A 26,661-nucleotide genomic window follows, 5' to 3' on the forward strand; every position below is an offset into this window, starting at 1 on the left:
TTACCTACCTTATTATAGTGACTTACTGGTGACTATTACTCCTGCTACTACAAGTAATAATCCAATAATTTTCCCCACTGAAACTGTTTCACTAAATAAAAATATTGATATTATAAAAACTAAAACAAATGAAAGACTTGTAAATGGATATGCATAGCTTATTTCAAATTTGGTCATTGCTACCATCCAAAATAACGAGGCAATAAACGCAGAAATAAACCCAGACAAAATAAAAGGATCTAATAATAATTTTATTAAGTAAATAACCTTTTCTACTATATTAACAGGTAATTCATTATAGATCTGCATTCTCCATTTCAAAACAATCTGCCCGTAAACTGTGAAAACTATGGTTCCAATAATATAAATAAATCCACCCATTACTTTTCTCTCCATCCCCAAATATAATAGGGGGCATCAGGACCAGTATGGAAAATTAAATCTAAGATTGTAACTCCATGTTCAAATGGAGGATGGAATTGATCATAAATTGGATAATTCGAGTAATCTTTATAAAATAGCTTAATATTACTTTTTTGAAATAAATCATTATTAATATAACTTTCGGCTGCTGGACCAGAAATATATAAACCACCATTAACTGATTTAATTAAATCAATTAGTTTTTCATCTTTCTTCCCTTTACTTTCAAAAAAACTACTATCTATAAATTCAGTATGCTTAATACCTAATATTTCTCTCGAAATAATCTTAATTACTGATTGATTAAATATCGATAAGCTATCCCATTCTTTATCTAGATAAATTTCTTCAAAAATATCCTTGTACATATTAAAGAACTTTGCTTTTTGGTAGAAGAACTTAATAGTTTCCCAATGATCCTTCTTCCACTCTTGGTTACCTATTGTCACTGCATTAATTAATCTATTAGTATTATTTCCAACTGGAATAGTCAGCCATTTCAATCCATTATCAGTTTTAATTTTATTTCTATTTCTCCAATCACGTGTTGTATACTGCACATCATCTAAAAAAATAAAAATATCTGAATCATTTATAATATCAAAATATCCTTTCCAAGGAATATAATTTGATTGAATTATTGCTACACTTTTCAACTTTTATCCACCCTTTTTTTAGAATAAACACTACCAGCCTTAATAAAGGAATTCTCAGGAACTACCGTATTATTTACAACAACCGCACTAGCTCCAATAAAACAATTATCCTCCACTTTAGAAAATCCACACACGTTACTATTTGGTGAAAAAAAGCTATTATTACCAATCTGGCAATCATGGTTAATTACTACACCTGGCCATAAAACAATTAAATCATTAAGTAAAGTATTCATTTCAATAATCGTGCCAGCCATAATTATATTTCCATTTCCAATCACGCTTGACCTATCAATAATTGTCTTTGGGTGGATAAGATTAATAGTTTCGTAGCCATAATTTTTTACATTTAAATGAATATCCCATCTGGCTTTTAATGAGTTGTAACCTATTCCATTAACTATTTTATATTCCTTATTTGAATATCTTTCTCTAACTTCTTGAAATGTTCCTAATACCGATTCTCTTTTCGGCTCATAATCATCAATAAATCCTATAAATTTGTGTCCACATATATTTACTAAATTTTTCAGAGTATGAGCAAAATCCTTAGAACCATAAATTATTACGTTCTCCACTTTTACTCCCCACAATTCTGATATACTTAATCATGTTTTTCTTGAGTAGTTTTCAACTGCCCAATTAAATATAATGGTTTTTTTGATGTTTTAAAGTTTATTCGTGATATATATTCACCCATTACACCAATAACTATCAACTGTACACCACCAAAAAACAATATTGCAGCCATTATCGATGCATATCCACTTACAGTAACAGAGCCCGTTAATTTACTAAATAATATAAATATTAACCAAACTAAGCCAAGTCCTGATGCAAAAATGCCAATCCAAGAAGATATCTTTATTGGAATTTCTGAAAAAGATATAAAAATATTCATAGTATGTTTCATCAATTTGGTAAAAGTATAATTGCTATTACCACTACCTCTTTCAGAATGCTTAACTATTACTGAAGAATAGTTATTTGTTAACCAAGATAAATAACCATCTATGAATGGATAGGGAGAGTCGAATTTAAGTAAAGCCTTTGCAATATGGCTTTTTATCATTCTGAATGATGTATAATCATAATTCAGGCTAGGTATTGCTTTCGTAAATAATTTTCTTGCTAAATCAGATGTTAAGTTACGCCACAATGAATGAGTCCGTTCATTAAAGACTCCATAAACTAAATCATATCCTTTAATACACTCTTTATATAAAAGGGGTATATCCTCAGGATTTTGTTCCAGATCATCATCAATAGTCACTATCCATTTCCCTTTAGCATGTTCAATACCACACATAGTAGCAGCATGTTGACCGAAATTTTTACTAAGCCTTATCGAAGTAACACGCATATCGTTTCTAGAAATCTCCTCTAAAATTGCCCATGATGAGTCACCACCACAATCTTCTATAAATAATATCTCAAATGATTTATCAATTTGGGATAAAGATTTAATTAATTTCAAGTAAAGCTCTTTTAGATGGCCACTTGAACGATATACTGGTATAATTACTGAAATCTCAATTGCCATATTGTCCCCCAATTTTTCAGTGACCTTATAAATGGTTTTTATTTAAATGATTCTAAACGCGATACAAAGATTTTTATAGAATAATTCATGCTATTGATACTATAAATATTTATGGTTATTACGATACTTGCTTTTATTTTAAAAAAAGAAAAGCATTATCAATTTTGATTATACAAATATCTTGTACAAAACATTATAAGAGAATAGACACAGCAAAACCTATTTTCCAGAACTTTTGAAACCCTTAAAATCAGTTTGTCTCGATATTTTTTACTATTATACTTAATTCACGAACATCATTTGACATACCTTCCTTATTAGGAACAAACGATTTATCTGATCTAATTTCTATTTTCAATAAGTCGTTTTTAGGAATCGCTTTTTCAATTTGAAACTCACCTTGTTTAATCGCTTCATTTACTAAAATATTCCCATTCACAAAAATCGATAGGTTTATCTGTTTAAATCTTTCAGGTACTATACCTTCTATAATTATCTTTCCTCTATCTCCACTTTGGAAAATTGCAGTTGATTTCTTATTAATCCACCTAAAGTTTTCCTCTTTTTCATACCACCCTTCTTCTAATATTGCAGTATCTAATGTATTACCTATTTTTTTATCTCTTCGAATATCCATTAATACATAGTCTCTTGCTTCTATTTTAATAACAGTAGGATCATCATTAAATTTTGATATAACATTTTTAACATATTCAAAGCCATCAATTTTTTCTTTTGGTAAGATTATAAAATCTACTTTTGACCATTCTAAATATCTCCTAAAATTGTATTCTGAAGAAATAATATTGGAATTGCCAAGATGAGGAGAAGCAATTCCGGTTATATTTTCATATCTAGTGGGTAATCTGTTAAGTATTTGTTCTTGTCCAAACCCAATAGCCCGTGTTTTACTGGGGATATCCTCAATATATTTTGCTATCTCTTTTAATCCATTGATCTCAAAAAAGTTTTCATTACTTTCTATTTGATATATTTTTAAATTTGTAGAATATTCTTGTGTTCCCCAGCTCCAAGAAGAATGAGAAACAAAAGAAGTAAGGATTTGTATGGGTAAAAATAATAATAATCCCCGTAAAACCCAGATCCTAATACTATCAATCTTTATATTATTAATTAATAAGGTATAAAAACACACAAATGCTAGAATTATTGGAATTAGAAAGTAATTACCATCACCACCATTTAACATGAAAGAAGCAAAAAAGATACCTATTAAAATAACTGGAGAACAGAAAATAAATAGTGATGAGGTATAAAATTTATTTATTTTAAATTGATTAAAAAGAATCAATAATAATATAATTATTAGAAGAAAAGCAACTGAATTACTAGTCCATAGCATTATTATATGTGGGAAATCCTTCGGGTCTAATAAAAGTTTATACCATCTTTCTAATAATCCTTGAATTGAAAAATTAATACTTAACCCATCAACATTATGTTCTGAAGTAATAGGATACTTCGGCTCAAATCCAAGTTTATTCCATAAACCTATGCCTGCAGGATAAACAGGGTAGCCTGTTAATTTATATGTTCGGTAAATTGTCAATAATAATACAGTAATCGAACCTAATAATAACCAATATGATGAACAGCCCTTTCTAAACTTTTCCAATAAGTTCAAATGCCAATAATGCTTTTTCGATAGATATAGCATCATTACAAAAAAACCAATGACAATAAAAGGAGTATATAAAAAACTAGTTGACTTTCCACCAAAGGTAAGAAGTAATGACGCAAACCCAAAGACTAATTCCTTTTTATCCCCTGTCTTTATAAAAATCCATAGAAGATAAATACCAAATAATGTGAAGAAAATCGAGAAAATATCCGGTTTAGCAGTCGCTGAAATGTTTGCAAACGCCGGAATCGTAGCTATCATCAAAGTACCTAACAAAGAATAGAAAGAATTTTTTCTAAAACTCTCAATAAGCAAGTATATTATAATTAAACTTAATACAAAAAATATAATGTTTATAGTATAGATAAAACTATTATCTCTTAAATCACTTAGTGGCAAAGTAAAGAATTCAAATAATTTTGGATAAAAATGGACAAACTGGACAAGCCCTAAATTATCAAAAAAGGAATTATCACCCACAAGAACATATTCTGGCCTAAGACCATACCATATCGAATCATAATCAATAGCTCTATTAGATTTACTAAGCAAAGCTAAAATCAATACCCCTAAAATAGATAGTAAGTCCTTTTCCTTTTTAGAAGATAACTTTAATTTTTCAATAAAAAACCATATAAATGGCTTCTTAATCCCTTTAGAAATACTAATAATAAATAATACAATAGTTACTACCCTGATAATATTTATTGTTCCCAACCCTATTAAAGACAAGAGTAAATTTACTAATGACCACATTGTAAAACCGATAAGGAAATTTTTTAAATAAAATATGAATGATTCTTCACTAGTTTGAATTTTTACTTTTCTATTAATAAACCTCCCTATTGAAATTATTATCTCAAAATAAAATATGACAAAAATTAAAGGAACAAATAAATTTATATTTATGATATATATTGATGTAAATAAAATTACAAGATAAAAACTATACTTAGTTCTAACAACTCTATTAATTAAGAAATAACACATCAGTAATATTAGTAGGACCAATCCACCTTCTACAGTTTCTGGTTGGACTAAGTGCCAGCTGTATACATCAATTAGTATGTTATCAAATATTATCACTTGAGAGATAACAGCAATTATTATAATAAAACAAATAAAAATCAATTGATGTTTAAAATCTTTTTTCAATTTCACTTATCCTCCATTGCTATTACATCAGCTAGTTTATTATTGTTTCTTTCAAGAAACAATATATTCATTCCAACTCCAGCACTCTTACCTGCCTCAATATCACTTTCCTTATCCCCAATTAATATAGATTCTGATAAGTTAATATTATATTTTCTCGCGGCTTTAAGTATCATCCCCGGATTAGGTTTCCTATCAAACGAATCCTTTTTATATTTTCCAATACCATGTGTTGGATGAAAAGGGCAATAATATACCTCTGTTATTAAAATCCCTCTTTGTTTAAACTGATCAATCATCCAATCATTTAATTTATGGAAATCTTCTTCTGTATAATAACCTCTTCCAATACCTGCTTGGTTTGTAATGACAATAATTAAATAGCACTTATCCTGAAAATACTTTGTTAATTCAAATATGCCATCTATAAATTCAAAATCCTCTATTTTATGAACGTAACTTTTCTCAAGATTTATTACTCCGTCTCGATCCAAAAATAAAGCTTTATTCATTGAATAACTCCTTTATTTCTTCCTGAGCTTTCTTGTAATCTTCTGGAATGCCAATATCTATAAAATATTCATTGGATTTGTATCCGTTTACACTGAGTTCCTTCACTCTAGTCTCCAGAATTTGTTTTTCAAAAGAGAATGTTTGTGGTAATTCATATTTCTCAAATACATTCTTATTTAAGATGTATACTCCGCCATTAATATAACCTAAAGATTTATATTTCTTTTCCTCAAATCCAATAATTCTTTCTCCATCTAAAATTACCGAACCGTATCTATCAAAATCTGATAACTCTTTCAGTGCTACTGATATATCTGATTTTAATCTATGATGGAATTTTATAAACTCTGATAGGTTAATATTGAATAATGTATCTCCATTCATAATAATAGCACTATCAGATTTAACTTTTTGAAGCGCCTGTTTAATTGCTCCTCCTGTTCCAAGTGGTGTTTCCTCTACTGAGTATCTAATACTTGTATTTTTATACGCAAAAGAGTAATACTCCTCAACTTTTTCATGTTTATATCCTGTACATAACACTACAGAGTTTATTTGATACCCAGATAGATAATCCAGCAAATAACTTAAAAAAGGCTTATTAGCGATTGGAGCCATTGGCTTTGGAACATCATTAACCACCGTGCTTAACCTTGTTCCAAAGCCTCCAGCTAATATAATAGCTTCCATTACTGTACTTCCTTACCTATAAGTTGAAGTTGGGCAGTAAAACCTTGTCCAAAAATAGCTTCTTCTACAATGGAACAAATAATATGCCCAATGAGTATGTGGGATTCTTGAACTCTAGGTGTTTCATTAGAAGGAACTTTTATACAATAATCGCAAAGTTCCTCCATTAACCCACCTTGCCCTCCAGTTAACCCAACTGTCATAATATTTTGAGCCTTACATTCTTCTAATGCTTTCAAAATATTCGGTGAGTTTCCCGATGTAGAAATACCAATAAACATATCACCTTGATTACCATTTGCTTGAATTTGACGTGAAAAAAGCCTCTCATAGCCATAATCATTACCAATTGCTGTTAGTATGGAAGTATCAGTAGTTAGAGCTAATGCAGGCAGCCCTGGCCGATCAAAGTAAAATCTGCTCACTAATTCCCCAGCAATATGCTGGGCATCAGCTGCACTTCCACCATTACCACCAAGTATTATTTTGTTTCCCTTTTTATAAACTTCGATTGCTTGTAATGATACTTGTTCAATTAACTCCATTAATTTTTTATCGTTAATAATGTTTTGTTTGACTTGGATAGAATCGATTATTTGATCATTCATAAACTCAAAAATAGAAGATTTCATTTGTTTACACTCTCCATCCCTGTGTACCCTTATTAACAAAATGCACATCTTGAATACGCCCATTTTCTTTTTTTAACGTATTAATCACATCTAATCTTTTTATTGGATCTACTATAAACATCATAAATCCTCCGCCACCAGCACCGGAAACTTTCCCACCAATAGCACCTGCATTAATCGCCTTAGAATAGATGTTATTTATCGAATCATTGGAGACAGCGGTTGCCATTTTCTTTTTTGCCTCCCAAGAATGTCCTAACAATTCTCCAAAACCCTGGATTTCCCCCCTTAACAATGCTTCTTTCATATTTACAGCATCCTTCTTTAATTGATGCATTGCCTCTAAAGAGGTTTGAATTTTATTAACAGTATTACTTGACTGTTCATCTATAATTTTTGCCGATTCTCTTGAAACACCAGTAAAATAGAGAACTAAAGAGCTTTCTAATTCATTTAATATCCAATTTTTTATTCGTAAAGGGTTTACAATCACCCTATCATTTTCGTAAAATTCCATAAAATTAAATCCGCCAAAAGTAGCCGCATACTGATCTTGTTTTCCACCATTTAATCCAATATCTTTTCTTTCGATTTCAAACGCTAAATGGGAAATATCATATTCTCCTAAAGGCAAATTCAACCATTCAGTAAATGCCTTTAAGATCGCTACGACCATTGTAGAAGAAGAGCCTAATCCTGAACCTGCTGGGGCATCCGAATAAGTAGTAAGTCTGAATGATAATGGCCTTTTTGTGAATTCCTTAACAATTCTGTTATAAACACCTTTATGAAGGTCTAATAATCCATCTAATGGAATATAGTTACTAGACATACATCCAAAACTTTCATTTCTATCGGCAGCATAAAAAGAAATTTTATTATCATTTGTTATCTCGATTGTGCAATATGCATACATATCAATCGTTGCATTTAATACGTATCCACCGTACATATCACTATATGGTGAAACATCAGTTCCTCCGCCTGCTAATCCTAGTCTTAGTGGTGCTTTAGACCTGAATATCGTCATATTTTATTAACTCCTTATTTACTAATGTCTTCAGAAATCACCTTTATTACAGCACTTGTTGAAAAATTATTAAGAACAAATTCCAATGAAGACTTCGAAAGTTGATTTAACTTATCTATATCATCATATAAATCTATTACATTATTAGCAAAGCCACTTTCAGTATCAGAAATTGTTAATATCTCCTCACTACCATTAATGCCTTCAGCTCCAACCGTCGTTGTTATAACCGGTACTTGATGATATAACGCCTCAATAACTTTCCCCTTAACACCTGCTCCATATCTTAAAGGGACAACAACCAATCTACATTCTTTATATAGTTCTAATAACTCATCATCTGAAACAAATCCAGTAACTATAATATTTGTAGATGAGAGATCAGTAATTTCACTTGGAGGGTTTGAGCCTACAATATAGAACTTCATACTAGGCTTTTTTTCTAGAATTTCAGGAAAAACAGAAGAAACAAACCAATGAACTGCATCAATATTAGGTTTATGACTAAATCCACCTACAAACAGTAATCCTTCTTTTTTACTAAAATCTTCTTTGATGTAGTTTTTTTCATCATAAATATATGCTGGGATTGATTTAGCATTAATTTTAGGATAGTACTTCTTTATTTCATCCACTTCTACATCAGATGGATAATAGATAACATCGGACTTTTCATATAAACTAAACTCTGTTTTTTTCCATTCTTCAGCTGATTCCTTTAATAATTTATTGCCAGTTAATTCAAATTCCCTATACTCTCGTAAGAAGTGTAAATCATGCCCATAATAGACTATTCTTGCATTTGTATGGTTCTTTAACATATCAATATATTTAATCGAAATATGTGGCCTGTTTAAATACACATAATTAATATCCTGACCATTCCTCTTTAGCCAGCCCTCTATATTTTTAAAATTATAGGGACCATAGAGTACTTCAATTCCAATATCTTGTAATTCGGAAGTATAAGGTTCGTGTTTAAAATAATTGTCACCAATAAATTTTACATTAAAGCCCATTTGAACAAACAGCTTAAGATAGTGATAAGTTGTTCTACTTCCGGCATCTTTATCAAAATGTGGAACATAATGGTCTATTACTAATATAGTTTTTTTAAATTTACTCCTATCTCTTGCCTTAAAAACATGTTCTCCATTTTTATAATGTTCCGTGGATAGAACATTTGACCATTTCTCTACAAATTTCTTTTTATTTAATTCTTGGTATCTTTTAACTCCAGAATATACATCATTCCCATGAGAGATCCCCTCAAAATGAACAACAACCGATTTAGGCTGCAGAATTACCTTATATCCGTGATTTCTAACTTCGAAAGCTAAATCCGAATCCTCAAAATAGGCAGGTGCATATCTTTCATCAAAACCGCCGATTTTTTCCCACAAACTCTTCCTTATCATAATACTTGCACCAGAAATATAATCTACCTCTTTAACATAGTTATATTCAGGGTTTTGTGGATTATCGAGTCTTCCATAATTCCAACCGCTTGCATCATCCCAAATGATTCCGCCAGCTTCTTGTAATCTACCATCTGGATATACTAGTTTAGATCCAACCATACCAGCATTCTTATCTTTTTCCATAAGTTCTACTAAAGTACTAAGCCAATTTTCTTGCACATTGGTATCATTATTTAGGAACAATATATATTTACCCTCTGCAAATTTGGCAGCATTATTACAATTTAATAAAAATCCTCTATTTTGACCATCACGAATAACTTTTACATTTTTTATATACTCATTAATATTAACCGTTTCATCAGTTGACATATCATCGGCAATAATTACTTCATAAGAAATATTTTTGGTATTGTCATATATTGACTTTAAACAAGAATATGTATATTCCCATTTATTATAAACAGGGATAATAATAGATACCTCTAGTTTGTATTGCTTCTCAAACTCAATTATGTTATATTCTTCAACTATTCCTGTTAATACTAGATTATTTGAAGTTTCTAATTCTGAATTTCTATCAATATAGTTGTCAATTCTGCTTTCTAGCAGGGAAACATTATCACTCTTCATGTAATATTTTAGTTTTTTAAAATTTTCACGATTGATTAATTTAATATTTTTCTTACACACAACTCTATAAAACAACTTGATAAAAAGCCGAAATTTGCTTTCCTTTGGAAAAAGTTTATCCCTTAATTTATAATATTTTAATAGCATAGCCCAGCCATCAGATTCTAAAATATTATTTAATTCCCGTTCTATTCCTTTGAGTTGTTCTAGTTCATTTTTAATATTGTTAATTGTTTCATCTCGATTCTTTTCAAACTGTGTTAACTCAAATTTCGCTGACTCTAAATCCTTTCTTAATAATTCATTTTCACATGATAAATCATTTTCAAGTCTATTCTTTTCTTCATTTAGATTATTTATATAATTATCTTTTTCAAGAATATCAGCATCTAATTTAGAAATATGAGAATTACGCTCTTCAACCTGTTCTTGAAGTTCCATAATACGTGAAATAGTATTATTATAATTCCCTTTATCCACTATAATGGAATTTATATTGAGATCCTCAATTTTTTCATTAGAGCAAACTGCCACTATATATTTGCCATACTCACTTAATGGTTCTTGAGTAATTCCTCTATACTGTTTGCTTTCTTCATCACCAAGGAGATATACAATCTCTTTATATTGAAAAAACAATTCAACATGTTCAAATTGGGATTCTAGGAACTTCCTGAACTCCTCTATATAAAATTCTTTCATATGGAATGGGTTACTATATTTCCTATAATCCGAATATATTTTTTTATTTGGCGTGGACATAATAAGTAATCCATCTTTTTTTAGCACTCTTTTAATCTCGAATAAAAATTTATTTTGGAGTTCCTCATTTACATGTTCAATCGTTTCAAATGAAATTACAACATCAATTGAGTTATCTTCAAAAGGTAGTCTATCTATACTCGAATTAAAAAACCTAATATTCTCTGTATTATATTTTTTCCTAGCATGTTCAATCGTTTCTTCATCAATATCAATTCCATAAACAAAATGAGCATATTGTGCTAATGTATTTGAACCATAGCCTTCGCCACATGCAGCATCTAATACCGTCTTTCCTTTTACTAGATCAGTTACTGAATAATATCTTTGAATATGCTCATACTCAATTTCATTGTCTATTTTTGAATCAGGAATGAACCTTTCCCCAGTAAATTTCATTTTTTAATCCCCTTAATATTTATAAGACCTTGAACTTGGTCTCCTCCAATACTAAAAACCCCTCTAAGTCATATTCTTGATTATCATTTATTTTAATAACTAAGGCATCATGGATCCAACAATGCTGGGTATGATCATACTGAGACCCAGAGGCAACTGCTGGAGAGATTGTATAATAACCTTTTTTTAAATTCGGAATTTGAATTTCAAAACTATATGTAATTTCTTGACCATTAAATCCATCATCTATTGCCTGGTTTAGCACAAAACTATTTGTTTGAGTTACTATATTTCCTACCCTATCCTTAATTGTAAATCCAATTATTGGGTTTTGGATTCTTTCATTAAATTTAACAATTATTGATAGAAGAACCCTCTCACCAATTTGAATAGAATCAATTTTATTATTAAACATATCAAACACACTGATTCCTGTTATTGTTGCTTTATTATCTCCAAAAATTTGTAAACTTGGATGAATAGGATCAATTTCGTTAATTAAACTTTTCTTCTTTTGTATAAATTCCTCTTTTGCACTTCCATTTTCTTTATAAACATTTAACTCACTACCGGCCATAAACGCTTGATACTTTTTGGAAATTTCGACCGGATCACCTTGATCTACTATTCTGCCTTCATTTATCCAAATTAATCGATCACAAAATTTATTTAGTGTCAGTAAGTCATGAGATACAAAAATAATAGTTTTTTCATTTTTTAACTGTTCAATTTTCCTCAAACATTTCTGCTGGAACCTGATATCACCGACACTTAAAGCCTCATCTACTATTAAGATATCCGGATCAACATTAATTGCCACAGAAAACGCTAACCTAACAAACATTCCACTTGAATAATTCTTTACAGGCTGATTAATGAAATCACCAATATCGGCAAAAGAAATAATTTCATCTAGTTTTTCCTCGATTTCAATTTTACTGTAACCCATTATAGTTCCACTAAGGTAAATATTCTCAAGACCAGTATATTCAGGGTTAAATCCTGCCCCAAGTTCTAATAATGCCGATACCTTACCATTTACATTAAAGTCACCAGAAGATTTAGTAAGAACACCAGTTAATATTTTAAGAAGTGTAGATTTACCCGATCCATTCTTACCGATAATTCCTATACTTTCCCCTTCTTGAACTTCAAACGTGATATCCTCTAAAGCGTAAAAACTTTTACCAATTTTCTTCCTTCCTAACATTAAAGCGTCTTTAAGTCTATCGGTTTGATTATTATACAAAGTATAGGACTTAGTAATATTATTTGCCTTTATTGCAATACCTTTCATTTTCAAAACTCCTATAAGACGTCTGCAAAATGAGGTCTTAGTTTTTTATATATGAAAATGCCAATTAGAAAACTTATTATTGAAAATACCCAAAAATATAGTGTTAAATTAGGTTTATCCCAAAACCACTCTTTATATATAAAGGTATGTCGATACCCTTCAGTAATATAAAAAACCGGGTTCAATTTAATAAGAAATACATATTTTGATGGAATAATATCCAATGACCAAAATATAGGCGTTAACCAAAAGCAAAATTGCAGCAACATGCTTACCACCTGGCCCACGTCTTTTAAAAATATATTTAAAGATGCAGAGATATATGAAAAACCTAGGAGTAATACAATCGTAGCGAACAAATAATATAGTACTTGTAGATTATAAATATTAAAATCATAATCATATATATAAAACATTAAAAAAAGAAATACTATAAAAAACAAATGGATAAATAACGAAGAGCAAATTTTGACTAACGGCAGGATACCTACCTTGAAATTAATTTTTTTAACCAAATAACTGCTCTCTATTATTGAAACTGTAGCTCCGTTTAAACTATCAGAAAAGAAAAACCATGGAATCATCGCACACATTAGCCATAAAATAAAAGGAAAATCATCAACTGGCATTGACTTAAATCCTACTTGAAAAACAAACCAAAAAATAAGTATTGTTATAGTTGGCTGAATAAACCCCCATGTAATACCCAACAACGAACCTGTATAACGACTTTTTAAATCTCGTTTTGCGAACTCTAGAGTCAATTTTGTTAAATCTTTAATTTCTTTTCTTTTTTTTAAGGACATTTACATCTTCACCTTTGTTGTTCAATTTATTAATTTCTTATAGGAAAAGCTAAAGTTTAACTTTAGCTTTCTCAACTAGGCTCAACAAGATGCCCATAAACACCCATGAAATTACTGTTGTCCCCATCAATGAATCATTGAACATAGCCTGTATCAAAAAAGTTAATAAAGCAACAAATAATACATTCACCAATACAGGGGGTTGATCTTTTATTACTGTAACAAGTGTTCTAAAAAATATTGAAAAGACTAATACAATAAATAGAATAAACGCAACAATACCAGAACCATACAAAATACCGATATAAATATTGTGAGGTTTATCAACTATTGTGTTAAATGAACCTATATTTTCATGAATCCCCGTGTCATTTTGCGGAAAAGAATAAGTCAATGTATCTAAACCATATCCTAAAAATGGCCTATTTTTTACTAGCTCCCACGTTTTTTCCCAAATATAAAGACGTCCTGAACCTGGACCTACCCCTGAATCAGGTAGTTTAGGAAAACTAACATCTACTTTTTCATCAGCATAGACTTTATCAGCAAATACCTCATGCCAATCAAATCCGAGTTTTGATTCCGCAAACGGATTACCATTTAAAACAAACCCAAAAGTTTCATCCCATACCTGCGGATTGTGTTTTGCCATCAATGTAAAAATACAACTGCTAACAACAAGAAATGCAGCTAATATCGTAATAAAGTGTCTCTTGTTTTTTGCTTTTACAATTATCAAAGCCATAACTGGTAGTATTACAAGTAAAGTTACAAAACCACTACTTGATAATGAACTAAGAAGCATCGCAAAAGCTACTAATGCAAAAATTAAATTAATAATACTTCTAATCTTGCTTTTATCAATCAATGCCCAAGTAAGGAAAAGTCCTATTAATATGGATGCAAATCCACTCACATAGTTTCCATGATTAATGGTTGCAATAAATTTCGAACCTTCTTGTAAACTCGAATCTTCTTGAAGCCCTGAAAAAAGAATGGCTCTACCAAAATCATATTTTAAGATGTCAAAACCAAAAAAGCTTAATAAACCCAAAATCGCATTAACAATTACGAATGGATATAAAATATAAATAAACCATCTCAGTTGTTTATTTGTAATTTTTATATTAGAAGCAATAAAAAATAATGCAATATAACATATGTACGTTAGCGTGCCTTCATGCCGATTATACATTCCAAATAAAGCAAGTGTTTTATTTGGAGCAAAGATTGATGACAACAATATCATTACCGCAAAAAGTCCAGTAAAGATATTTAGTTTAGATTTTGGAATAGAGTATCCAGCAAAAATTACTTTATAAAGGAAAATTAATGATAATATTAATGTACCTATTATTAGAACTACAAACTTATAAAATGTAAATATATCAGATTTTGATCCTGTATCCATAACTGTGCCTGATATTTGTGGACTTATGAAATCCGCAAAGTGGACACGAACCACAAGTGGTACAATAAGGATAATTAACATTAATCCAATTGTTAAAATTTTATCTATCTTTCTAATTTCTGTTTCACTCTCTGTTTCTACTTTGTCAACATGGTTAGAATTTTGTGCATTTTGTTTTATTCTTTCTCCGAATAACTCATCAAATTTCGACATCTTCTCACCTTTACTTAATGTTATCTATATATGCTAATAATTCGTCCACTCGACTTACAAACTCTTCTGGAATCGCTATTGTTTTACAATGTTCTAAATACTGCTTTGCTAAACCGAATTCTTCTTTAGCAAATAGAAGCTCCGCAAACTGAAGTGAGAACATTGGCTCTTGTACGATAAATGGTCTTTGGTCAACAGCCTTTTGATAATAAAGAGAAGCATTCTCCAGATCTCCATCCAATGCAAATGCTAGACCAAGATTCCATGTAATATTAGCCTGATCTGGATAAGTCTGATGTAGCTTCATTAATTCTTTTTTAGACTCTTCGAGCTGGTTCTCCTTCATCTGTGCTAATGACATCTGATAACTTTGGTAATCCTCCACATATCCCTTATCTTGCGTTTTTCCTGCGTTATATGTATAAAAGACCCCAATTCCAATTAATAAAACTAAGCCTAATAATATAAGCTTTCGATAAATTTCTTTCATATTAGACTCCTTTTGTCAAAGTTCTACATTTCCCGTTCCTTACTAATTTTAGGGTAAATCTACTTTATTATCAATAGAAGTCGCAGCATTGGTTAATTTATATATTCCAAATATATTTAATCTATCTTTTGACTCTGTAAATAATGGGAAGATAAATAATTTATAATTAAGAAAAGCCCTGATAAGACTCAATTGTCTAATCAGGGCTTTTCTTAATTTTTATATTGTTTTAAGTAACTATTAATTAGTGAGAAACATTAATGTTTGTTGGTACTGAAAGCTTATTTCCAGCTGCATCAACGATATCAAGTGTTGATAAACCTTTTAATGAGATTCCTTGAGCTAACTCAGTTGCATCAATACCAGAAATATTCATTACTACAGTTGTATTTGCAGAACCAATACCTGCAGATAATTCTTCAACAATACCTTGAGACTTTCCGCCGATTAGGACTTCAAAGTCTTTAGCTGTGCTATCTGTTACAGCTTCAGAGAATGTCAATGTGATTTGGTTTGTTGCAGTCAACTTAGCAGAAGTTACAACAGGAGCCACATTTTCTTTAAGTGAAACCGTATTTGTGAAGTATGGGTTCATTGTTTTTGTTGAACCTAAAGCTTTTACATTTGAAATGTTAATGTTTCTTGTTCCAGTGAAACCATTTGATCCTTCTTTAAGGTTTAGAATTGCTACTTGTGTTGTAGAACCTCCAGATGTAACAGCTGGATTTAATGTAACAGATTCAACGATCGCACCATCGATTTTGTAATTAGCAGTTTCAATTGCTGATGCACCATCTACTGCTTTATCAAATGTTACTGCAACTTTATTGTTGTCAGAACCTTGAGCTACGTTTGTAACGGCTACAACATCAGTATTTGCTGCAATTCCATCTTCTCCACGTGTAAATGTTACTTGTGCTGTATCAGCAGATACATTAGCTGCACTTGTAATACCAGAGAAAGATAGGTTAAGTTTATAGTTTGCACCTTTAACATCTTTAGTGCCTAAGAATGTAGCAAGATCAACACGTACAACCTTCTTATCTGTTGCAGATTTATAAGCAACTGTTTTTGGAGTAATATCTCCATCAGCTAAAGATGTAGTTACAAAATTCTTTACATAAGAACCGCTAGTTGCGTCTACAGTTGGTGATGATAAAACAACATCTTTATCAAATGTAATTTCAAGATATTCCTTTTTATCAGTTGAATCAGCAACTACAGCACTAGATACCATTTTTGGTGCTGCTGTTTCTTTAACAAAAGTAACAACTTTGCTTAGGTTTGTACCAACTTCACCACTTAGGTCTGTAAAGCTTTCTACAGCAATTGTAGTTGCTCCATCAAGAACTGAAGATGAAGTAACATTGTAAACTGTTGGATCAGTTGTATCTTGAACAACATCAGAAGTAGTTACTGTAGAACCGTTAATTTTTACAACAGGCTTTGCAAATAATTGCTCAGAGAATTTCACTGCAAATGTTTTTGCACCAGTTTGTGTAATTGAAGAAACAGTTGGAGCAACTCCATCTTTGTCACCTTTTACTAAAGAGACTGTTGCTGGGTTAGGTGAAATTAAGTTTCCAGCCTGGTCTTGTGCACCAATGAATGTCGCGATTACTTCTTTGTTTACTGCAATTCCAGCACCTAAAGTAAATGTAACTTCCTTAGCTCCTGCAGCAAAGTCATTCGTCACGTTTGAAGCTGCAACAGTTGTACCATCTGCAAGTTTATAGCTAACAGAACCTAAAGATTTAATTGGCTCTGAGAAGATTACTTTTACAGAGTTAGCAGAAACTCTAGTTGCAGAAACAATTGAAGGTGCTGTTACGTCTGCAGCAAAAGTAGACATTTTCGCATATTTAGGGAATGCTTTACCTTCTTTCGTTAATACATTATCAACAACTACATCATAACGCTTAGAAAGTGGATTAGCAGCAGTTACTGTAAGCGTCTTTCCATCTTCGCTAAGTGTTCCAGATAATGTTCCTGGAGCAATTGAATCTAATGAACTGAAAGAAACTGTGTTAGCTTTAAATGCACCACTTTTACCATCAACGAATAAAGAAGCAGCGTCTACAGCTTTGTTAAACTTAATTTCTACTTGTGTAGCGTTGATTGAGCTTACAGACTTCACTTCAGGAGTCATTTGAGCTTCTACCTCATCTAAAGCTTTCACTAAAGAAGTTTTCATTGCTTCATTTTTAACTTCTTTCATATACTTAACCGCTTCAGCCAAGTGCTTTTCAGCTTCTTCTTGGTTATTTGCTTTAAGGGCTTTATTAGCTAGGTCTAACTCAATTTTCACTGTTACTTCATACTTCACGCTGTCACGAACAGTTTCAGCAGACTTCTTGTAATTGTTACGGATTTCGTCACGTGTTGATTGTCCATAAACACGGTCTAAAAGGATTGCTTGCTTACGGATTTCAGTTGAAAGTGCATGGTATGCAGCTTCTGTGTTGTCATCGATAAGACCCTTTTTGATTTGTGCTTCTAGAGCAGTTTTCTTGACATTGATTTTTTCACCAGCTGTGATGGCATCAATATAAGACATTGTACGGTTAATGTGAAGGTTTACATTTTGTTCTATGTCGGCAAGGTAAACAGCTTTTTGTGCAGCTGGCAATTTGTTGATTGCAGCGACTGCAGCATCACGTGCAGCTTTAGCTGCATTGTATTGTGTCCATGGACGAGTTGTTCCGTCTGCAGAACCTTCTGTTGAGATCGCCCATTTTAATACTGTACCCGCATCTTTAGCTTTTTTCACTAAAGATTGTACGTCATTTGCAGCTGCAGCGTCTGCACCTGATGGAGATGTTGCTACGAATGCGGAAGCAGCGATAGCTGTTGCACCTAGTAATTTAATTGCTTTCTTTTTATCCAATGTAATATCCCCCTAGAAGAATGTTTATAAGATTACTAACTTATATGTATGTAGGCATTTGTAAGTCCTAGTTGCCTCCACGTTTATAATCATAAATCATCTCTAAAATTAGTTAAATGCGAAAAATTTTCCTTCAATCTATTAAAAATGGTTGCAATGGAAAAGTATTCAATTAGATTATTAGTTTCTTCTATTATTTAAGGCAAAAAAAATCAACCTATCTACTAGGTTGATTTTTTTTGCCTTATTTCTTTTCCGCTTCCTCTGTTGGGAATGTATATTTCCACAAATCTGCTTGATTTCTGTAATACAGGTTTCCTTCAGAATCCTGTGCAATTTCATTTGCACCTTCTTTTACGAGGATTTCAATATCTAAAGTCTTCGGATCTGCTTTAAATAATCTTCCTTCAACAGTTCCGTATATATTCCCATCGATCCCTTCAATGATTTTCGCATTACGGAAACGACCTGAGATTAATTCTAAGATTTGTTTTGTTTTAATTTCCTTTGTTTCAGGATTATAGGAAACAAGTGTACCATCCGCCATTGCCCAAATCGTGCCGTTCCTATCCGCAATGATACTAGTTATCATACTTGCTTCCATAGGTAAATAAATATATTCCTTCTCTTCTGGCTTATCTGGCCTGAAACGGAAGAATCTTGCACCACGTTCATTTACTTGATAGTTTGCATGAATGGATGTCCCACCATAAATAAATTCCTTATGATGCAAGAACGATACAAGGCTCTGATTGTAGATGTAGTTTTCATAGACTTCCTGTTTGTTCTCTTTCAAATCATAAATTGCTAGTGCTCCACCGCCCATGCTTGTTTCAGGATAAGTACCGACAAACACTTTATTCAGCTCTGGGACTGCAGTGATTGCTGTTGAGCGTTCTTGGCCAAACTCTCCAAGTCGCATAATCTCTCTCGGATTCATCGGACCCCATGGCTTCGTTAAATCGAGTTCGAGCACTCTAGCTCTTGGGTAAGCTCCAATGTATAGCTTATCTCCCATAATTGTCATCGATTCGATTTGGCTAATGTCTTGATGCAATGTAGATTGGTTTGTTTTTGGATTGTAAATAGCCAAACCACCTGACATGTATCCATTAATGTATATATTTTCTCGTTTTTCATCTTGAATCATTGTATATAATGTTACAGGCTGTGCTGGCAACTCCATCTTTGTAATCTCATTATAACCTGTTTCTAAATTATACTTAAAAACATTCCCGGCATTATCAATTAGACCAACTAAAGTAGATCCAGGATAATTCGGGTCATTTAAGTCAGCAAAATCTAGATTAAGCAATTCTGTTCCTTTAAGTAAAGAAATATTAAGGTTTGTATGCTCTTTCATATTTAGGTCATACTTGTAAAGACTATTTTCTTTCGAATAATAAATAGCCTCTTCAGTTGGAGAAATCAATGATACGGTTCTCGAGTTTAATTCGATTTCATCTGTCACTTCTAAGGTTTCTTTATCAAAGGCTACTAAACGATTGGACGGATCCATTCGTGCAAAAATCTTATTTCCAATGAATTTGATATCACGAACATATTTATCATCTTTATATTCGTTCGGAAGAAACGCTGTTTTCTTCTTTGTTTTCAAGTCGATTTTTACTAAGTCAGCTTTTGAACCAACCCCTACGTATAAAACGTCTGCCTCTTGATCATAAGCAATGGACTTAGCAAATTCCTTCTTATATAAAGCCTGTCCAAAATTCTCTAATTCTCCAGTGGAAGAATCGTATTTAAATACAGAACCGCCGTATGCTGTTGAACCAAATACGATTCCGTCTACAGCATCAATATCTTGAATCGCTGTATCCTTAGGCAATGTCAGCATGTTCCCATGATCATGAAATTCATCCGTATTTGGGTTATAGCTATATACATTGCCATCTGTTGTTCCACCAACCCAAACGGTTCCATCCTCATCCACGTCTAATCCCCAAGCACTTGTCGAATTAGATAGTGTATATGTATGCTTCAATTCATTCGTATTCAAATCGACAACAGCCAATGCTGATGGCGTACCATGCATAACAAAATACATGTACGAATTACCAAGTTCATCCGAACCTGCAGCTGCAGTTAAAGCAGATGTCTGAAACACTTGCGGACCAACTAAGCTAATGTTCTTATTGATCTCCTCAACTACTTCTACCTCATCTTCATTGATCTCTGTTTCTGGTGTCTCTTGATCCTCAATATTTTCAATATCTTCTTGCTCTACTGGCATTCCAGCATTAATCTCCTCCGCAAAAACACTCGGCTGTCCAAGCGATAAGAAAAGCGGGAAAATAGTGACTAACGTTAGTATCTTTCTCTTCATCCAATCTTCTCCCTTCTTTTCCATTATAACAAAAATTGCGTGAATAGGAATGTTTTTCCTTACCCTTAAGATCGTTTATGTGCCTTAAAACATCCAACTTAACAACAAATATAATAAAAATATAGTAATTTCTACGAAACTACTATATTCAGAAGATGACAGCATTCATATAATCTCTTACAATAGGAATATGTTGGATGTATTACTACAAATTTCATGTTAGGGGATAATTGTATGAGTAAGAAAAGAACGTTGAAGATTTTAAGTGCTTCCGCAATTGCTGCTTCTGCTTTCGTTACAGCACCATCTATTGAAGCTGCTTCTGTAAGCGAGGCAGATAAGCTTGTAAAGAACGCGAAGGATGCTGGGACTGTCCTAAAATGGGCCATATCCATTGAGGGAACTGCCGATGGGAAGACTCGTCCTTGGGCTGCTTATAATGCCGCCAAGTCAGCGTATGACAAAGCTTTAAAAGCGGTAAATACTTTACCAGCTTCCCAGAAGAACAGATATTTAGCAGAACTGGATCAAGAGGTAAAATTGCATATTACTCGCACGATGTACTATATAGATGCTATTACTGCGGGCGAGAAAATTAAGGAAAAACAACAAACTTTAGCTTATCAACAGGATCTTGATATCATTAATGATCAGACTGAGAAGGCATACCATGAGCTTTCAAATGAGATCCGTAAACAAGCAATTCTGCTTGATCGTGTATATGGGCAAACTACACGTGATCTCATACGCTCTCATTATAAGCAATCAGCTGAAAAAATTCGGGACACTTCCAAATATCCTGTAACCGTAAAAATGGAACTCGATTTAGCACAAAAAGCATTAGCAGATAAGAACTCCGTTAAAGCCAATAAGCATATTCAAGAGGCAAAAAATTATTTAAAATATATTGATAACACAGTTATTAAGAAATACTTAACGGATCGCTTAAATACTTTAGAAACATCTTACATTCCTAAAGTTGAAAATGTTAGTGCGGCAGAGCCTAAACGAATAAGAGTCGAATTTAACAAAGCTATGCTATCTGGCTATGGAACAAATGGTGCTGAAAACATTTCTAACTACTCTGTTTCAGGCAGAACGATTAAAAATGTTACACTTACAAATGACAAAAAGACGGCAGTCATAGAACTATACGATTCGCTATACACAAATACGTCTTACACTGTAACTGTAAAGAAGAATATTCAGTCAGCAAACTATGAGACATTAAGCACAGCTGATTACACTTCATCTTTCACTTTTTCAGATAGGCAAAAGCCAACTGTCGTAACAATAGCCACTCAATTAAACGGAGATGTTGAAATCAAATTTTCCGAAATAATTAATGTGGGCTCGTCCCTAAACATCACTATTGATGGAAAAACAGTTACGCCAAACACTGTTTCTAGTGACACAGATATAGTCATCGTGCCTAAAGCGGAGCTTGATCGAATTGGCCTTCGAAAAGGGAAATCCTATTCTATTGTTGTTTCAGGTGCAAAAGATGTAGTTGTCTATACGCCTAATACAATGGATACGTACCGCAGCAGCTTTATGTATAATCCAGCAGCAGATACAGTAGCTCCAAGTGTACGATCTTTGCAGGTTAAGGATGAGAAAACAATTACAGTAGAATTTACTGAAACATTAAATGCCTTCACTGCAGCCAATCTTGTGATTACTAAAGGCAACACAACAATCAGTCCAGTAGTTGTAAAAGATGTCTCGAACGGGCAAAAAACAAAGTTTGACATTGAGCTACCTGCGAGTGTCTATGGAACCAACGAAAATTCAGTTTGGTTAAACGTACAGGTAAAATCATATAATGACCTTGATAATAATACAGGATCAACCGTTGACCGATCTGTAAGTTTAGCTAAGGATTTGAACCCACCGCAATTTGTTAGTTCCAACTTTGATGTCAAGACAAATGAGATCCAATTAACCTTTAATAAACCTTTAAAAGCCGGGGTGCCAGTAGCACAAAATATTACTGTCTATGATCAAAATAAAAAACCGTTCACACCATCAGTTAAATCTAACGTAGATAACAAGATGATTATTGATGCACGAACATTTGCAGATGGGGTATATGTTATAGCAGTATCTGAAGGTGCAGTGAAAGATAATACAATTTCACAAAATAGCAATCGTACATTCACTACTTCAGTTACAAAAAAATCGGATACAAGCAAACCCGAGGTTATACTGTTAGAATCTTCAACCAATGGACAATTCCTAGCTAGTTTCAATGAAAAGGTCAATGAAGAATCAGCATTGTCGCCAGCAAACTATACTTTGAACGGCTTTTCATTACCTTCTAATACGTTGTTTTCCATGAGTAGTGATCAAAGACTTGTCACAATTACACTACCTGAAGGAACAATTGAAACAACTAAAAAATACTCACTTACCGTAAAAGGTGTAAAGGATCTCTCAGATAATATTATGAACTTATATTCAGCTAGTATTGAATTGAAAGATAATACACAGCCCGTATTAGCGTCTGCTGTTCTTGATAATAATAAAAATATCAAACTTACATTCTCTGAAAATATTACTCTTCCGGATAACGGACAAACTAATTTTGATATTGCAGTGGGAGGAAAACAATTAACTACTGGTCAGTATTTAGTTGGAAACGGATCAAATCAAAGAGAACTGATCATCACTCCTGTAACTGCAGATTTGTTTACAACAGGGATAATAACAATCCAAACAACTAGTAAAGCAACAATAATAGACTCAACTAATAATACGTTAAAGGCTGGGATTGTTAAGGAAATTGCTCAGTAATTGTAGTGGGATTTGCTCGTTGGGGCAAATCCTTTTTTCATAGGATATCGCGATAACATTCTGGTCTATATTAGGAAAATGTAGCTTTACTTAAAAATTTGTATACTCAATATATGTAATAAACATCGACTGAATTTGAATCATATTCATTTATAGATACTTGCATTAATTTAAGAGAATAATATTTCCTTTTTTAAGAAGAGTAATATTAATTAACCATTTTTTATCGCATCACCCATAACAGATTTTCATAATAGTACCCTGCTATATTTATACCAACGAAAACCTTGTTCATTTTATGTCTATCTAACAGAAGCTGAATTTCACTTTTAGTTTCTCAAATTCTATGTTTTTACAAGTTAAAAGCCCATCGACTTCCATTTCTAACCTTGAATAAGAATGATTTAATAAGTATATGACATCTTTATCACCTTGCAGTCAGGAGAAATGGTGTTCTGTGGGTACTTCTATTTCTTTATGAAAATGGTGTTTTTTATTTTGGGGGGCAATTTTCTTTATTCGGAACAATTCCTAGAAGAGCATTACTAGAAATACTAAAAAGAGCTACCATATAAAATGGTAGCTCTATCATGATTTTTAAAGTGTCTATTAACTTAAAGAAGATAGACATTTTGTTAATCAATCTTATAGACCAGAAACGTTTACGTTAGCAGATAAACCTAATCCATGTTGGTTAGTAACACCTTGGAATTGTGTAACTGTAAAGCTTCCAGCCATAACTCCGTTACCACCACCAATTGTGTTAGTAGAACCGAATGTTACTCTGAATTGATTGTCCATACCTGTAACTTTTTCAATCTTAGTTCCAAGTACTCCATCAGTATAAGTTCCTACTGTACCATCAGCATCACGGATTGTAATTGATAGAGGTGAACCTAAAGTAATTGTATCACCAGTAGTTACAGTAAACTCAACAGCTTCACCAACATCAAGTGTGCTATTGGCAGTATTACCTGCTAAAGCAGCATTAGCATGAGTAACACTAAATGCTCCACCTTTTAACCATACATTTGTACCTGCAGCATCAGAAGCTAGTTCTTGAGTATATGACTCACCAGAAGCTTTTTGAATAATACGGAATCCTGCTAATTCATCTTTAACTAAGTTAATGTTGTAATAGTTCCAGTAACCTGATCCATCAACTGTTGTTGTTCCATGAAGCTTATATTGTTTAGTAAGGTCAGTTTCATTAGCATCATAACGGTATAGGTAAACAGTGTAGCCAGCTTGACCTTTTCCAGTTAATCTGAACTGTTGATTTGCTGCAACACGGAATGGGTTACCTGATGTTGTATCAACACTTGGTGTTGTAAGATCGATATCTGTAATAGTCTTTTTAAATACGATATCGAAATCTGATTGACCTGCACCGTTGTTAGCATTATTATAAGTTACCTTAATTTTATTTCCTTTGTTTAAATCCTTTTCAAATGTTTCTAGATTCTTTAAAGAACCGTGATCATAGTATGAATCATTTGAATCGTAAGCTAACCAAGCGTTTGTTCCACCAGCTACAGCAGCAACGAAGTATTTGTTAGTTTTATCTACATACTTCACTTCAACTTCTTGGCTACCTGCTAATTTAAATTCGTCAACGAAGTGTGTTGTACCTGATTTGTATTCTTTCTTGTTATCTTGTCTTTCAAATACTAGTTTACCACTTACACCAGCTGTTCCAGTGATTCTTACAGTGATTTTACCGTCTGCATTAGGAACAACAGTTACAGCACCAGCTGCAGTATTTTTTTGTCCATTAATAACATCCATTTTAATGGTGCTTTCAGCTGATACTTTAACTGATCCTCTATAAGGAGTTCCATCAGTATTCTTGAATGTCGCTGTGATTACTCTGCTTGCATCAGCTTTAATATAAGCTGTTGCATCGCTATCAACTGCACCAGAATTATCTGCATTTACTGATTTAACAAAAGTAAGATTTGTTTTTACACCTTTATAAGAAAGAGTATACGTCTTGTTATTTTCGTGTGCAGTAGTTGTTACAGTTGCTGTCTTTTTGTCAGCAGATAATTTAGCATCTACTACTGCTAATCCGTTGTCAAATGTAAAGTGTGAAACAGCAAGAGCATCTACTTCTTTATTGAAGTTAACCGTGATAGTTGTATCATTCACACGTGAAATTGACACAGGTTGTAATGGAAGAGCAGCAAGAACATCGTCTTTGCTCTTAGTCAACTGATCTTTGAAAGTTGCAGAGATCTTATCGAACCATTCCATAGCTTTTGCATAGCTTTCGCCAGCTTTTTTGTAATCGCCAGCTTTAGTTGCAGCTGCCGCAGCATCTAAGTGCATTTTCACTGTAACATCAATTTTCACAGCTTCAATAGCAGCTTCTGCTGGTTTCTTTGTAGCGTTACGGATAACGTCACGAGTTGATTGACCATATACACGGTCAAGAAGCGCAGCTTGCTTACGGTATTCTTTAGTCATTTTGTGGTAAGCAGCTTCTACTTTAGTAAGATCTTTTGCAGCGATTGCAGCATTTAATGCAGCTGTATCAGCAGCAATTTTCTTACCAGCTGTGATTCCATCGATATAAGCCATTGCACGTGAAATTTGAAGCTCTACAGCTTGTAAACGTGCAGTGTAAAGAACTTTGTCATTTCCTTTTGTTTTTGCTACAGCAGCTTGAGCTGCTTTGTTAGCATCTTTTGTAAGATTGTAAAGACCAAAAGGAGCAGTTGTACCATCAGCAGTTCCTTCTACAGAAATAGCCCACTTAAGAGCACCTGCTGCGTTTTCTGCATCTTTAACTAATTGTTCAACATTTACAGCTGCATCAGCTTTGTTTGCTGGTGCTGCAGCTACGAATGCTGAAGCTGCCACAGCTGTTGAAGCTGCGATTTTAATAGCTTTCTTTTTCATAAACTTGTATTCTC

At 32.6% G+C, this 26,661-nt stretch carries 17 protein-coding genes and 1 pseudogene; 1 reads left to right on the forward strand and 17 read right to left on the reverse strand.

What is annotated here, in order from left to right:
• Nucleotides 1–12: 12 nt before the first annotated feature.
• The 16 genes from RUH74_RS15960 to RUH74_RS16035 form a co-directional block, all read right to left on the reverse strand.
• On the reverse strand, nt 13–381 hold the full coding sequence (locus RUH74_RS15960; protein ID WP_313801722.1) for an EamA family transporter: 369 nt from the start codon (nt 379–381) through the stop codon (nt 13–15).
• Complete coding sequence (locus tag RUH74_RS15965; RefSeq protein WP_313801724.1) at nt 381–1,079, reverse strand: WbqC family protein; 699 nt, start codon at nt 1,077–1,079, stop codon at nt 381–383. Before RUH74_RS15965 ends, RUH74_RS15960 begins: the two co-directional genes overlap by 1 nt.
• Nucleotides 1,076–1,657, reverse strand: coding sequence for a PglD-related sugar-binding protein (locus tag RUH74_RS15970; protein ID WP_313801726.1), 582 nt, complete (start codon nt 1,655–1,657; stop codon nt 1,076–1,078). The genes RUH74_RS15965 and RUH74_RS15970 overlap by 4 nt, the downstream gene beginning before the upstream one ends.
• A 26-nt stretch (nt 1,658–1,683) precedes the next feature.
• Complete coding sequence (locus RUH74_RS15975) at nt 1,684–2,622, reverse strand: glycosyltransferase family 2 protein (protein WP_313801728.1); 939 nt, start codon at nt 2,620–2,622, stop codon at nt 1,684–1,686.
• A gap of 250 nt (nt 2,623–2,872) precedes the next feature.
• On the reverse strand, nt 2,873–5,419 hold the full coding sequence (locus tag RUH74_RS15980) for a glycosyltransferase family 39 protein (protein WP_313801730.1): 2,547 nt from the start codon (nt 5,417–5,419) through the stop codon (nt 2,873–2,875).
• Nucleotides 5,420–5,421: 2 nt separating this feature from the next.
• Nucleotides 5,422–5,931, reverse strand: coding sequence for a D-glycero-alpha-D-manno-heptose-1,7-bisphosphate 7-phosphatase (locus tag RUH74_RS15985; protein ID WP_313801732.1), 510 nt, complete (start codon nt 5,929–5,931; stop codon nt 5,422–5,424).
• Nucleotides 5,924–6,622, reverse strand: a complete 699-nt coding sequence (locus RUH74_RS15990; protein ID WP_313801734.1) for a nucleotidyltransferase family protein — start codon at nt 6,620–6,622, stop codon at nt 5,924–5,926. Before RUH74_RS15990 ends, RUH74_RS15985 begins: the two co-directional genes overlap by 8 nt.
• Nucleotides 6,622–7,254 carry a D-sedoheptulose 7-phosphate isomerase gene (locus RUH74_RS15995; RefSeq protein ID WP_313801736.1) on the reverse strand — a complete coding sequence of 211 codons (633 nt, stop codon included), beginning with the start codon at nt 7,252–7,254 and terminating at the stop codon, nt 6,622–6,624. Before RUH74_RS15995 ends, RUH74_RS15990 begins: the two co-directional genes overlap by 1 nt.
• A 4-nt stretch (nt 7,255–7,258) precedes the next feature.
• Entirely contained in the window at nt 7,259–8,284 is a 1,026-nt protein-coding gene (locus RUH74_RS16000) for a GHMP family kinase ATP-binding protein (protein ID WP_313801738.1), read from the reverse strand.
• A gap of 14 nt (nt 8,285–8,298) precedes the next feature.
• Nucleotides 8,299–11,499: a glycosyltransferase gene (locus RUH74_RS16005; RefSeq protein WP_313801740.1), complete on the reverse strand. Its 3,201-nt coding sequence runs from the start codon at nt 11,497–11,499 to the stop codon at nt 8,299–8,301.
• Nucleotides 11,500–11,518: 19 nt separating this feature from the next.
• Nucleotides 11,519–12,796, reverse strand: a complete 1,278-nt coding sequence (locus tag RUH74_RS16010; protein WP_313801742.1) for an ABC transporter ATP-binding protein — start codon at nt 12,794–12,796, stop codon at nt 11,519–11,521.
• Between the two features lie 11 nt (nt 12,797–12,807).
• Nucleotides 12,808–13,602 (reverse strand): ABC transporter permease, encoded by a 795-nt coding sequence (locus tag RUH74_RS16015; protein ID WP_313801744.1) that lies wholly within the window; start codon nt 13,600–13,602, stop codon nt 12,808–12,810.
• Between the two features lie 49 nt (nt 13,603–13,651).
• Nucleotides 13,652–15,226, reverse strand: coding sequence for an O-antigen ligase family protein (locus tag RUH74_RS16020; protein ID WP_313801746.1), 1,575 nt, complete (start codon nt 15,224–15,226; stop codon nt 13,652–13,654).
• A 10-nt stretch (nt 15,227–15,236) separates the two neighbouring features.
• Complete coding sequence (locus RUH74_RS16025) at nt 15,237–15,716, reverse strand: tetratricopeptide repeat protein (protein WP_313801748.1); 480 nt, start codon at nt 15,714–15,716, stop codon at nt 15,237–15,239.
• Nucleotides 15,717–15,960: 244 nt separating this feature from the next.
• Complete coding sequence (locus tag RUH74_RS16030) at nt 15,961–18,603, reverse strand: hypothetical protein (RefSeq protein ID WP_313801750.1); 2,643 nt, start codon at nt 18,601–18,603, stop codon at nt 15,961–15,963.
• A gap of 244 nt (nt 18,604–18,847) precedes the next feature.
• The gene (locus tag RUH74_RS16035) at nt 18,848–20,947 is read right to left on the reverse strand and encodes a WD40 repeat domain-containing protein (RefSeq protein ID WP_313801752.1); all 2,100 of its coding nucleotides are present in this window, start codon (nt 20,945–20,947) and stop codon (nt 18,848–18,850) included.
• 234 nt (nt 20,948–21,181) lie between these two features.
• Here RUH74_RS16035 and RUH74_RS16040 point away from each other — a divergent pair, with 234 nt between their 5' ends.
• Nucleotides 21,182–23,743 carry an Ig-like domain-containing protein gene (locus tag RUH74_RS16040; RefSeq protein ID WP_313801754.1) on the forward strand — a complete coding sequence of 854 codons (2,562 nt, stop codon included), beginning with the start codon at nt 21,182–21,184 and terminating at the stop codon, nt 23,741–23,743.
• A gap of 645 nt (nt 23,744–24,388) precedes the next feature.
• Here the strand turns inward: RUH74_RS16040 and RUH74_RS16045 are convergent.
• Nucleotides 24,389–26,661, reverse strand: a pseudogene (locus RUH74_RS16045) (hypothetical protein); the annotation flags it as partial.

This window comes from Cytobacillus sp. (assembly GCF_032154635.1).
In the GTDB taxonomy this organism is placed as follows: domain Bacteria; phylum Bacillota; class Bacilli; order Bacillales; family Cytobacillaceae; genus Cytobacillus.

Bases quoted from the DNA above. Each gene is read 5' to 3' on its own strand.
- RUH74_RS16010 (WP_313801742.1), bottom strand. From the start codon at position 12,796: ATGAAAGGTATTGCAATAAAGGCAAATAATATTACTAAGTCCTATACT.
- RUH74_RS15960 (WP_313801722.1), bottom strand. From the start codon at position 381: ATGGGTGGATTTATTTATATTATTGGAACCATAGTTTTCACAGTTTAC.
- RUH74_RS16040 (WP_313801754.1), top strand. From the start codon at position 21,182: ATGAGTAAGAAAAGAACGTTGAAGATTTTAAGTGCTTCCGCAATTGCT.
- RUH74_RS15975 (WP_313801728.1), bottom strand. From the start codon at position 2,622: ATGGCAATTGAGATTTCAGTAATTATACCAGTATATCGTTCAAGTGGC.
- RUH74_RS16025 (WP_313801748.1), bottom strand. From the start codon at position 15,716: ATGAAAGAAATTTATCGAAAGCTTATATTATTAGGCTTAGTTTTATTA.
- RUH74_RS15985 (WP_313801732.1), bottom strand. From the start codon at position 5,931: ATGAATAAAGCTTTATTTTTGGATCGAGACGGAGTAATAAATCTTGAG.
- RUH74_RS16000 (WP_313801738.1), bottom strand. From the start codon at position 8,284: ATGACGATATTCAGGTCTAAAGCACCACTAAGACTAGGATTAGCAGGC.
- RUH74_RS16020 (WP_313801746.1), bottom strand. From the start codon at position 15,226: ATGTCGAAATTTGATGAGTTATTCGGAGAAAGAATAAAACAAAATGCA.
- RUH74_RS15995 (WP_313801736.1), bottom strand. From the start codon at position 7,254: ATGAAATCTTCTATTTTTGAGTTTATGAATGATCAAATAATCGATTCT.
- RUH74_RS16005 (WP_313801740.1), bottom strand. From the start codon at position 11,499: ATGAAATTTACTGGGGAAAGGTTCATTCCTGATTCAAAAATAGACAAT.
- RUH74_RS15990 (WP_313801734.1), bottom strand. From the start codon at position 6,622: ATGGAAGCTATTATATTAGCTGGAGGCTTTGGAACAAGGTTAAGCACG.
- RUH74_RS16015 (WP_313801744.1), bottom strand. From the start codon at position 13,602: ATGTCCTTAAAAAAAAGAAAAGAAATTAAAGATTTAACAAAATTGACT.
- RUH74_RS16035 (WP_313801752.1), bottom strand. From the start codon at position 20,947: ATGAAGAGAAAGATACTAACGTTAGTCACTATTTTCCCGCTTTTCTTA.